The sequence below is a fragment of the Chitinophaga flava genome (assembly GCF_003308995.1).
GTDB classification, from domain to species: domain Bacteria; phylum Bacteroidota; class Bacteroidia; order Chitinophagales; family Chitinophagaceae; genus Chitinophaga; species Chitinophaga flava.
Genome location: NZ_QFFJ01000001.1, coordinates 1,763,919 through 1,775,553 on the forward strand (window position 1 = coordinate 1,763,919; position 11,635 = coordinate 1,775,553).

At 47.3% G+C, this 11,635-nt stretch carries 10 protein-coding genes; 6 read left to right on the plus strand and 4 right to left on the minus strand.

What is annotated here, in order from left to right; genetic code table 11:
* Positions 1-70: 70 nt before the first annotated feature.
* Positions 71-1,282: an ADP-forming succinate--CoA ligase subunit beta gene (gene sucC / locus DF182_RS07025; RefSeq protein WP_113614939.1), complete on the plus strand. Its 1,212-nt coding sequence runs from the start codon at positions 71-73 to the stop codon at positions 1,280-1,282.
* 56 nt (positions 1,283-1,338) lie between these two features.
* Here the strand turns inward: sucC and DF182_RS07030 are convergent, their stop codons facing one another.
* From DF182_RS07030 to porW, 3 genes are all read right to left on the minus strand, one after another.
* On the minus strand, positions 1,339-2,493 hold the full coding sequence (locus DF182_RS07030) for a thioredoxin family protein (RefSeq protein WP_113614940.1): 1,155 nt from the start codon (positions 2,491-2,493) through the stop codon (positions 1,339-1,341).
* Between the two features lie 138 nt (positions 2,494-2,631).
* Positions 2,632-5,040 (minus strand): transglycosylase domain-containing protein, encoded by a 2,409-nt coding sequence (locus DF182_RS07035; RefSeq protein WP_113614941.1) that lies wholly within the window; start codon positions 5,038-5,040, stop codon positions 2,632-2,634.
* Between the two features lie 244 nt (positions 5,041-5,284).
* Positions 5,285-8,302, minus strand: a complete 3,018-nt coding sequence (gene porW / locus DF182_RS07040; RefSeq protein WP_161964079.1) for a type IX secretion system periplasmic lipoprotein PorW/SprE — start codon at positions 8,300-8,302, stop codon at positions 5,285-5,287.
* A 220-nt stretch (positions 8,303-8,522) separates the two neighbouring features.
* Between porW and DF182_RS07045 the strand changes: the two genes are divergently transcribed.
* The 5 genes from DF182_RS07045 to DF182_RS07065 all read left to right on the plus strand — a co-directional run bounded on the left by DF182_RS07045 (position 8,523) and on the right by DF182_RS07065 (position 10,693).
* On the plus strand, positions 8,523-8,927 hold the full coding sequence (locus DF182_RS07045) for a hypothetical protein (RefSeq protein WP_113614943.1): 405 nt from the start codon (positions 8,523-8,525) through the stop codon (positions 8,925-8,927).
* Positions 8,928-9,074: 147 nt separating this feature from the next.
* Complete coding sequence (locus DF182_RS07050; RefSeq protein WP_113614944.1) at positions 9,075-9,494, plus strand: bactofilin family protein; 420 nt, start codon at positions 9,075-9,077, stop codon at positions 9,492-9,494.
* On the plus strand, positions 9,463-9,681 hold the full coding sequence (locus tag DF182_RS32840) for an AtpZ/AtpI family protein (protein WP_113614945.1): 219 nt from the start codon (positions 9,463-9,465) through the stop codon (positions 9,679-9,681). Before DF182_RS07050 ends, DF182_RS32840 begins: the two co-directional genes overlap by 32 nt.
* Positions 9,681-10,067: a hypothetical protein gene (locus DF182_RS07060; protein WP_113614946.1), complete on the plus strand. Its 387-nt coding sequence runs from the start codon at positions 9,681-9,683 to the stop codon at positions 10,065-10,067. The genes DF182_RS32840 and DF182_RS07060 overlap by 1 nt, the downstream gene beginning before the upstream one ends.
* Positions 10,068-10,072: 5 nt before the next feature.
* On the plus strand, positions 10,073-10,693 hold the full coding sequence (locus DF182_RS07065) for a SprT-like domain-containing protein (protein ID WP_113614947.1): 621 nt from the start codon (positions 10,073-10,075) through the stop codon (positions 10,691-10,693).
* On the opposite strand, the gene DF182_RS07070 is transcribed toward DF182_RS07065, so the two are convergent.
* On the minus strand, positions 10,694-11,620 hold the full coding sequence (locus DF182_RS07070) for a M20/M25/M40 family metallo-hydrolase (protein ID WP_113614948.1): 927 nt from the start codon (positions 11,618-11,620) through the stop codon (positions 10,694-10,696).
* Positions 11,621-11,635 lie beyond the last annotated feature (15 nt).

Consider the following 11,635-nt stretch of genomic DNA (forward strand, 5'->3'; position numbering starts at 1 on the left):
TTAATTCACAAATGACTGCAGTTTTATATTTAAATCATAATGACCTATTTTAGCGCCAAATTTTATTGCGATGAACTTACACGAGTACCAGGCTAAAGAACTGTTGAAAAAATATAATGTACCGGTACAGGAAGGCATTCCCGTAGATACGCCAGAAGCGGCGGCCGAGGCGTACAAACAACTGAAGGTGCAATACGGTAACGAGTTTGCTGTGGTTAAAGCGCAAATTCACGCTGGTGGACGCGGTAAAGGTAAAGTCCGTGGAACAGAGCAGAGAGGAGTAGCTGTAGGAAAAAATGCAGAAGACGTTAAAACCATTGCAGGCAATATTCTCGGTGGTACGCTGGTAACTATCCAGACTGGCGAAGCTGGTAAACTGGTTAACAAAGTACTGGTAGCACAGGACGTTTATTATCCCGGCCCTAACCCGGTAAAAGAATTTTACCTGTCTATCCTGCTCGACCGCGCTAAAGGTCAGAACGTGATCATGTACTCTACCGAAGGCGGTATGGACATTGAAGAAGTAGCACACAACACACCGGAAAAAATATTCAAAGAGTGGGTAAAGCCAAACATGGCCCTGCAACCATTCCAGGCCCGTAACATCGCTTTTAACCTCGGTTTAAGCGGCGAAGCGTTCAAAAACATGGTTAAATTTGTAACCAACCTGTACAACGCTTACGTAGGACTGGATTGCAGCATGCTGGAAATCAACCCATTATTCAAAACCAGCGATGAAAAAATCATTGCCGTTGACGCTAAGGTAAACCTCGACGACAACGCACTGATGCGTCATCCCGACCTGGAAGCACTCCGCGACATCACTGAAGAAGATCCTACCGAAGTAGAAGCAGGCAAATACAACCTGAACTTCGTAAAACTCGACGGTAACGTAGGTTGTATGGTGAACGGCGCCGGTCTGGCCATGGCTACTATGGACATGATCAAACTGAGCGGTGGTGATCCTGCCAACTTCCTGGACGTAGGTGGTACTGCCAACGCACAAACCGTGGAAGCCGGCTTCCGCATCATCCTGAAAGATCCTAAAGTAAAAGCGATCCTCATCAATATCTTCGGTGGTATCGTTCGTTGCGACAGGGTTGCCCAGGGTGTTATCGACGCCTACAAATCCATCGGCAACATCAACGTTCCGATCATCGTACGTTTACAAGGTACCAACGCCAAAGAAGCAAAAGACCTGATCGAAGCCAGCGGCCTGAAAGTACAGTCTGCTACCCTCCTCAGCGAAGCTGCTGACCTGGTGAACAAAGCACTGAACTAATCTGATCTGATTTTTAAATAAAAAAAGCAGCGAAAAATTTTCGCTGCTTTTTTATTTTATAACTGGGAAAGCTCTTTTTCCTCTCTTGCTGCATCATCACCCCAGGCCTTTTTCTTCGCTATTAACCAGCCGAAGTATTTTTTAGCCTGTACCTTCTCATCCAGCCCTTTACTCATATATGCCAGCATCTGCAAGGTTTCCTGACTGGCATCTGCTGTCACCACTGGTTCTGCCCATTTCAGATACAGCGATTTGAGCGCAGGATCTTTGGCCATATCAGCACCCATGTAAAAATTCATGTATCGAACCCTGTTCTCATTCTTATCAGGATGGGCAGCCGCAAATTCCAAAAACGCCTTCGCATCCTTACATTTTTTGAAGAGATAGTTCTCTGCATAAAACATCTGCACATAAGACCAGTCACCAGCTCCGTATACCTGCTGCTGTTTTTGCAGGAAAGCAGTAAAGACAGCCATATCCAGTGTAGCCGGCAGCGCAGCGATATCCTGCTTTAACAGGCCGTCCAGGATGTTATTGTTCAGCTCTTCCCCGAAACGGGCCACGTAAGACGCCCTGTTTTTCAGGTAAAAAGCCCGGTAATCGGCGGGCAGCTCCCGGCTCATCTGCATTACCTTGAAGGTAGATTCCGCCAGCTTATCTTTCTGTTTGCCCAGATAAGCAGCTATTTCTTCCTTGTTACCTCCTTTGTAATCCTTGTTCCACATAGCCCGGTAAAAGTCAGGGTCTTTGGAAGACAGGCTATTTCCAAAACCAGCCAGGTACCGGCCCTCTTTGTAACGCGCAATATTCTCTTTCAGGAAAGCCATAAACCTGTCTGGCTCCTGATATCCCGCACCGCGGTTCAACAGCTGGCCTTCTCCACTGATAACCAGGTAGGTAGGAAATCCACGCATAAAATATTTGCGGCACAGTTCCATCCCGAACTCTTCTTTAAACACATCATAACCGGTACAAATGAAATTTTCTTCCATATACCGCTTTACTTCCGGCCGGGGAAATACCTTCACTTCCATGTCTTTACAGGCATGGCAGCCTTCAAAATACGTGTCAATAAAAATGGGCTTGTGCTCTTTCTGAGCCCTGGCGGTCAGCTCCTTCCAGGAACCTTTGATAAATTGGGTACTGTCCTGGGCATAGGCCACAACGGGCAACAGCGCTGCGATCAGCAACGCTTTGGTTAGCTTTTGCATACTACTTTTTAATGGTTTGGTTTTGGTTTGGTTGGTTTGGTTTTGGCGCGTAAACTAAAAAATATCCGGGTAATCCTATCGGGATATTGGATAAACGGCATAAAAAAAGCGGATTACCAGGGGTAATCCGCTTTTTTCTTAACTATCTCTTTTTGGAGGATATACTGCTTTGGGAGGGGTAGCAGGTATTCCTTTATTATCATCTTTAGGCTTCGGCGCTACCGGCTTTTCATCTTTCGGTTTCGTCGTTTCCGGAGGAGCAGGCTTGGTGTCTGCCGGAGCATACATATCTTCTACGCCGGCGCCGGAATTATAGTCAGATTCAGAACCATTGCCGATATCTTCAGCTTCAGCACCTGGCTTCACGTTAGTATCGAAGTTGGAATACGTCTCATCGGTCATGTTGGCCGGAATCGGGAATTTATCGGCAGCACTGACTTTCAGGGTATTATCTGCATATACCTTTTGCATGAAGTAGGCCCAGATCGGCAAACCGGTATTAGCACCCTGTCCGATACCGGTGGTAGCAAAATGGATAAAGTTGTTTTCGCAACCTACCCAGGCGCCCGCCAGCAGTTTGGGGGTGTAACCGATAAACCAGCCATCAGTGTTATCGTTGGTGGTACCGGTTTTACCGGCCATTTCTCCCTGCATTTTGTAGGTGCCGCGCATACGGGCACCGGTACCGCCGGGCTGTAATACGCCTTCCATCATTTTCACCATGGTATAGGATTCCTTCTCACTGATCACTTCACGTTTTACCGGAGCAAATGTTTCCAGGATATTACCATATCGGTCTTCGATGCGGGTGATATAAATCGGTTTGGTATTGATACCTCTGGCAGGGAACATGGTGTAAGCCTGCAGCATTTCATACAGGGATATTTCGGAAACCCCGAGCGCAATAGAAGGATACGGTTCAATTTTGCTGGTGAAACCTATCTTATTCTGTGCAAAGTCTGCAAAAGCTTTGGCGCCGATTTGTTTGATCAGGTAAGCCGATACCAGGTTGAGTGACCTGGCCAGCGCACCTGCCATGGAAATACTTCCACCTACACTTCCTTCGGAGTTGCGGGTCAGTGTCCAGTTGCCAATGGTGATAGGCTCATTAGGCAGCATGGTACTAGGCGACATACCATTCATGATAGCAAAGCAATACAGGAATGGTTTAAAGGTAGAACCAACCTGACGGCGGGTTTTCGCTACGTGGTCATTTTTAAAGTAACGGAAATCCGGTCCGCCTACCCAGGCTTTCACCTCTCCGCTTTCCGGGTCCATAGCCATAAAGCCTGCCTGTAATACGGCACGCATATATTTAATGGAGTCCAGCGGCGTCATGACAGTGTCCATTTCATTCAGATCAGGTTCTGAGAAACTTTTCCAGGCAAACACCTTCATTTTGGTAGGGGTGTTGAATGCTTTGGTGATTTCTTCATCAGAAGCCTCATCGTCTTTCATGGCCTTATAACGATCAGACTCTTTGGTGTATTTGTCGAGGTACTGTGGCCATTTTTTCCATACGCTGCCGGATTTCACATCATGCTGGCTGGACAGGTATTTCTGCAGCGTCTGCAGGTGGCGGGCCACTGCTTCTTCTGCATACAACTGCATACGCGGGTTGATGGTAGTATAGATTTTCAGACCATCACGATAAAGGTTATACGGTGTACCATCGGCTTTGTTGTGATTTTTACACCAGGTTTTCACCTCATCACGCAGCACTTCCCGGAAGTAGGGAGCCAATCCCTTGTTATGGTCTATTTTGTTATAGTGTAATACAATGGGTTTGCTTTTGGCAGCAGCGGCTTCGGCAGATGTGATAAAGTTGGCATCCACCATGTTGTCGATTACAGTATTACGACGGGCCAGGGCCATCTGCGGGTTACGGCGAGGGTTGTACAATGTGTTACCCTTCAGCATCCCAACCAGAATGGCAGCCTCTTCGATAGACAGGTGGCCGGCATCTTTACTGAAGAAAGTACGGGCTCCGTTTTCGATACCATATACGTTGTCACCGAAAGCTACAGTGTTGAGATACAGGGTCAGAATCTCCTGTTTGGTGAAGTTTCTTTCCAGTTTAACGGCGATGATCCATTCCTGCAGTTTCTGAAAAGCCCTGCTTAAAGGATTGGTGGCACGTTGTTTACCCAGGTTGTCTGCCTGCAGGTTGAGGGCCAGCTGTTGAGTGATAGTACTGGAACCTCTTTTTTTCCCGATCAGCAGATAGAAGGGAATGGCCATGGTGCCTTTGGCGTCGATACCGGAGTTTTGGTAAAAACGGGTTTCTTCCGTTGCAATCAGAGCATTGATCACATTTTTGGAGATCTCATTATAATCGCTGCTAGAGCGGTCTACCTGATAGTATTTACCCAGAATAGTTCCGTCATCAGCGATCACTTCTGAAGCCAGCGCTGCGCGCGGGTTCTCCAACTCCTCCATCGAAGGCATATTGCCAATGACCCGGAAATTGACCAATAAAATTAAAAGAACGAACAGTGCTAAAATACCAAACGCTACACGCCATAATATTTTCACCGATTTTTTCATGCGCTATATAAATTTGTTTTGCGGGCTACCGCCGCTTTAAATTGGACAGTGACCTATCGTTGGCTGTTAAAATTAGTTTTTAATAAAAGGCCTCTAACAGCAATAAACAGGCCTGTTTACTAACAGTTTGACCCACAAATCTATTAAATATTTAGAGATTTAATGATTTCGGTACAGCAGGCTTTCGGATTTAACATTCCATTATTCCGGCAAAGCCCGCTGTACTGGTATAAATCGCTATATATTATTGTGTTACATAATTATCTGCAAAAAACTTCCGGTAACCGATAAGGTCTTTAGTACTGTTGAGCAGAATGAAATTATCCCGGGAGATCACAAATATGGAGTACTCAGACGGCCTGATCCGTGGAATAATATTCGTGGAAGCCTCTTCGCGGATTTCATCGAAATAGTTCAGTGCCTTGTCTTCGTTCGGGAATAAGCGGAAAATAAGCATTGTTTCAGAAGGTGACAATACAAAACTGCCCACTTCTATTTTATCGGTAGCATGTTTGGAGGCATTGTATCGGGTAAACTGGTTCAGGCCTTCATCCATCAGCTCTTTGGAAACGCGCTGGAAAGACAGCACCACAAAGTGGGGGTTGGCGGCAGACAGTTTATACGGTGTTATCGGCTTGGGCGGCGCCACAGTTGCAATCGGAGCGTTAGGCACCACACCGGCTATTTTATCGGAGATGCGGGCAGAATCGAGTTTTGCAGCAGCTTTGGCGGCGTTGAGTTTATCTACGAGCACCGGCTGCGGATTTTGCCAGGGATAACGCATGGAGATATTTTCATCTACCATCGGGGCTCCATTCACATCTTTTTTGATTTCCAGCTTCGCGAGGTAGTTAACCAGCTCATTGCGGTGGTCCAGTGCGTCCAGGAGAGCCTGCGTTTGGCGGCGGACACCTTCATCACCGGGATATTTGTTCATCACTGCCACAATCACCTTACGGGAAGCCTGGGTAGAGTCTACGCCGATCAGCGTGTCTGATTTCACCAGGACCATGGCTTCCAGCAGGTCGAATTTACTCTGCATGAAATTAACACCATAGGTAGAATCAGCACGGCGTTTAATAGCCAGAGCAGTAGCGTTGTCTCCATCACGGAAAGCCGTATAGGCAGAATCGTAGGTGGCGCTGATGATTTTTTTTCTGGCCAGGTCCACATCCCTGTTACCACCGGAGCGGATAATATCCGCGTAGTTGGTATTGGCGTACTGTTTCAGTATCAGGTCTTTGTAGCGGGCGACTTCCGCTGCGTGGTTCAGTTTTCCGTGCCATACGTAGAGGGAGTATAAAATCTCCGGTTTACGCGGATGGTCGGGGTATTTGAGCAGCAGGGAATCGTATGTTTCTATGGCCAGCGGATAATTTTCGAGTTTATCGTAATACAGCTTGCCGAGGTCAAAACGGGCATCCTGGTCCAGTTTGCGGGAAGCATTCAATTTCTCAGGTGTCAGTGGGAGGCCTTGTGCCAGCCGTTCGCCGGTAATACTGTCCGGGGGCAGATTTTCCGGTGTCGTGGCGGTGGGGCCGGTAGTTTCCGTGGGGGCGTTGTTGTTATTAGCCAGGTTGATGGTGCCGGTCTGGCTGCGGCGCCAGTTATCCCCTACGGCCCTGTTACCCCAGCGGCGTTTAAATTCGGAGTATCCGGCCGACTTGCTGCCCTGGTTATAGAAGTACCAGTCCCCTTTTTCTTCTTTGGGGTTGTAGGCGCCGTTGTTGTTCATCCCGAAGGTGGGATTGTCGTACGGATTGGCGGCCTGCATGGCATCATTTTTTTTCTTCTCGGCGGCAGCTGTTTTCAGGGTAGCGGCCATTTTGGCGAGGAAGATATTCCGGTCGGATTCGGGCATGGCGGCGATGCGCTGCAGACTGTCTTCCCGGCGGATAATGGCCAGCTTGGCAGCTACGTCTGTGAGCACTGCCTTACGGACATTGACATTGGCTGCATCGACAAAGTCGGGTGTCATGGCACCGGCGGTACTATCGTAATATTTTTTGGCGTCCAGGTACTGGCGCTGGTCGTAGTAGATATCTGCGATGCCTTTGTAGGTGAGGGTACGCTGCACCATATTATCACCACCTGCCTTGAGGGACTTCTGAAGGTATCCCAGTGCTGCTTCTGCATCAGCTGGATAAGCGAGAGTGCCCATGGTATAGTAGATCGCGTCGCGGAAATGGGTAAAGCGTTCTTTTCTCAGCATATGCCGCAGGCCTTCCTGGCTTTGGGCCAGGCCCCCTTCTTTTTTCGCATTGATTTTAGCGATCTGGATGCGGGACTGGAAGTCCATCATGGGGTCCGGTTTGCGGCTGATTACATCTCTGAACTGCTCCATGGCGGAATCAGGGTGCTGTTGCTGCAGGTAGAGCTGACCGAGGATAAAAGACATCCTGGCTTTAGCTACCCGGTCGCGGCTTTTATCGATGGCCATTTTCAGCGGTTCTATCGTCTCAGGGTATCTGCCCTGGATATAGTTGCTATAGGCGCGCACTTCCGCGAGGCCGCCGTCCAGGCGGTGCGGGAAATTGGGGTCTGTACTGAGGATATTCAGCAGGGCCTGTACCTCGTCGTATTCTTTCTGTTCGAGGAGGGTCTTGGCTCTCCAGAGAAAGGCATCGTTACGGGCAGATATATGTTTGAAGCGGCCAAAGAAACCTTTTCTTTTTTCTCTGGAAGCGATGGAGATATGATCATTTTCACTGGCGCCTACCACGGTTTTATATTCGGATTTTTTCCGGGGAGCGAAGGTGAGGTTGATATACTGGAAGGTTTTATTGGCATTTTCCAGGTCTCCTTCATAGAAATAGGCTCGGCCCATCAGCAGGAAACAGTCATCTATCCACTTCCCTCTGGGGTCGTGGAGCTGGATGGCCATATTGGTTTTTTCGATAACAGAGTCGAGTTCTGTTTTGCTATACCCTTTGCTTTGCAGGGTGGTAGGATAAAACGGCAGTAATACGTTATAATTATCCTGACCGTCGCGGTTGACGGTTTTCACTACTTTATCCAGTTTTACCCGGGCGTGGAAATAATAGTTATAACGGGTCGCCAGGTTCTGGAAGAACTTGCGCTTAAAATTCCAGGGCTTTTTTTCCAGCATCACTTCAGACGGGGGACGACGGTCCTGTACCACACGCTCTTTGGGTTTAAAGAGGGGTTTGACAACCGGCTTGTTAGCCTGATTGCTCTGGGGCTGCGGTTGCTGCTGCGATGGCTGCTGTTGTGCCGGATTACGGGGCTTGATTTGTGCCATAACCGCCGGAGATCCTATGCACAACGATAAAAAAAATAAAACCGGATAACGACGTAGCGATTTATAGCAATTCATGTATGCCAGGGTGTATAGGCTCTATTATATAACTGTTTGTTTGAAAAAATATTTTAAAGATATGATAAAATAGTGGATCAATTGGTGGGATTGATTAACTTTAGCCGCCTGAAAACGAATAAATCTCTACAAGTACTACCTAATCATGGCGAAGAAGGGGAAAAAAAACAACAGAAGAAACCTGGAAAAACTGAGTCATAAGTACCGTTTGGTAATTATGAATGACGATACCTACGAAGAAGTTACGTCCTTTAAACTATCCAGAATGAGTGTTTATATCGCTTTGAGCACCCTGTTTGTGTTACTGGTGGCCATTACAGTGGCAACCATTGTATTTACACCATTACGATACTATATCCCAGGCTATGGAGACCTGAAACAGCGCAAGGAGTTTATCCATCTGAAAATGAGGGCCGACTCTCTGGAAACAGCCATTAATCAAAGAGACCTTTACCTGAAAAACATCAAACAGGTCATCAACGGGGATTTCACGGGTCAATTGGACACTACTATTCTAAAAGTGCCCAAAGTAGACAATAGCACGTATTAAGTCTTTATTGGAGAATTACAGTCATCGGGAATTGTTTAATTGATTGTTCGGGGTATTCCATATCCACTAGTAACCAATAGTCAAACAACTAAATAATTACATATTTTAATTATCTTACATCATTAAAGCTGAAAAACCTGAAAACCTATGTTTAATAACAAATCAAACTCTAAGGGTGACAACAAGACCATGTTACCAACTTCCACTGTGAACATTATCGGCAGTGGCACTACTATCCAGGGAGATATCGTATGCGAGGGTGATATCCGTATAGATGGACAAGTAAACGGACTGGTATCAACCAAAGCTAAGATTGTAGTAGGTCCGGAAGGTGATATTATCGGCGACCTGGTATGTCAGAGTGCAGACATCCTGGGTAAGGTGACCGGTATTATCAGAGTGGACGAACTGCTGTTCCTGAAAGGGAATGCGCTTGTAAAAGGCGATGTATACACCGCTCATTTTGAAATGGAGCCTAGCGCCAAGTTCAATGGTCGCTGCTACATGGGCGATGAGGTGCCTGAAAACAATAAACATGGAAAATCCGTCCTCCAGGAAGCCGAATAATCGTAATCCGTTACTACGCTATGCCGGGCTGGCGTTTCAGATGATGGCCACATTAGGATTAGGCGTATTTGCAGGGTACAAACTGGACCAGAAAATTGGCTGGCGGTTTCCTGTATTCCTGATCATTTTTTCTTTATTGGCTTTAGCCATACTTTTGTGGCAAATTATAAAAGACACCCGTCGGTAATGAGCGATAGATTTTTAATCAGATTATTTTTCGTTTTTGGAGTTTTTAACGGCCTGATCATATTTTTCAAGCCCCGGTTGCTGGACATCGGCGCACATGTGTACGTGCTGATGGCTGGCAACCTGGCTATGGCCCTGATCACCCTGGTCTCCTACCTCATGAGCCGTAAAGGGCTCGCTTCTTCCAACAACAACGCATTTATACGGGCTGTATACGGCTCCACCCTCAGCAAACTAATGCTGTGCGTAATTGGCATTGCCATATACGTGCTGAGCTACCGGCCGAATGTCAACAAACCGACAATTTTTATGTTGTTGTCGTTCTACCTCGTGTATACTGTATTTGAAACATGGAGCCTCTTCCGGCTTACCAGGCTTAAAAAGTAGTTGTAGTGAAAAAAGAGGCGCCTCTGCATGCATTAGCGTCCTATTTACCCGATGGCACCTTTGAGCAGGTGATGGAATTTCTGCACATGTACAAAGTGCACCTTACCATCACGCGCGAAAGGCAAAGCATACTGGGTGACTACCGTCATCCAGACGGAAATGGAAAAGGACACCGTATCAGCATCAACGGATCGCTGAACAAATATTCTTTTCTCCTTACCCTGCTCCACGAAATCGCTCATCTCACCACCTTCAACAAATACGCTAACCGGGTACTGGCACATGGAAAAGAATGGAAACACGAATATTCCGTCATCCTGCGTGATTTTGTGGGAAAAAATTACCTCCCGCATGATGTAGAGCAGGCCGTCCGGAAAAGCATGATGAATCCCGCTGCCAGTTCCTGCTCCGATGAAAACCTCATGCGGGTACTCCGGAATTACGATGCCAAAAAAGAAACTCATTTTCTAGTAGAACAACTTCCACCGAACCAGCTCTTTAAAACCAAAGACGGCCGCATCTTCCGCAAAGGGGAAAGAATAAGAAAACGCTACCGCTGTGAAGAGGTAGCGTCTAAACGTATTTATCTGTTCAGCCCCTTGTATGAGGTAGAACCAGTCGACTGATTATTTTTCGCCTACATAGTGTAATTCACCAAATGTCATCGCCCTGTTGATCAGCTGTATGCCCAGTTGCAGGATTCCCGCTTCTGCAGCAGCCTGTAACTTATTGGCATCATCCGTCGGCTTATGGTAGTCGTCATGCCCGCCGGTATGGAAAAACAGGACCGGCACCTTGTTCATATAGAAGTTGTGATGGTCGGAAGCCCCTTTGCCGGCCGCGTCTGTGAAATATTTAATGCCCGGTTGCTGCACGTCCTTAAATACTTCCGGCCACTCCTGCGCACTGCCGAAACCACCAATACCAATGCCTCTTTCAGGATTGTACCGGCCAATCATATCCATGTTCAGCATAAAATGTACTTTATCCAGCGGCATCAATGGGTGGGCGGTATAGTATTTAGAACCCTGCAGGCCCAGCTCTTCCCCTCCAAAAGCAATAAACAGGAAGTTAAAAGGCTCTTTTCCGGCATTTTTCACATAATGACGTGCCAGTTCGAGCAGGCCTGCCACTCCGGAAGCGTTGTCATCAGCGCCGTTGTGGATCTGTCCAATGGGATATTTACCATCAAACAGGCCAGCAGTACCCAGGTGATCGTAGTGAGCGCCAATGATGATCGTACGGGCGGCACCGTTATCCAGCAATGCCAATACGTTACGGCTGGGAATATTTTTATGGGCATTCCGGTCGAAAGTAAAATCCTGGAAATAACTGTTGCCATTCACCGGCTTCAGGCCCAGTTTTTTAAACTGCCGGGCCACATAACGGCTGGCTGTTCTTCCACCTTTTTCGTCGGTACCTCTTCCTTTCAGTTTGTCGGAGGCGAGATAATTAACGGTCTGCTGAATGCTGACTGCATTCGGAATGGTGTCCTGCGCATAGGCCGCTGACATTCCACCTGCCAGCAACATCAATAACAAGCTTTTCTTCATATTCACTATCGGGTT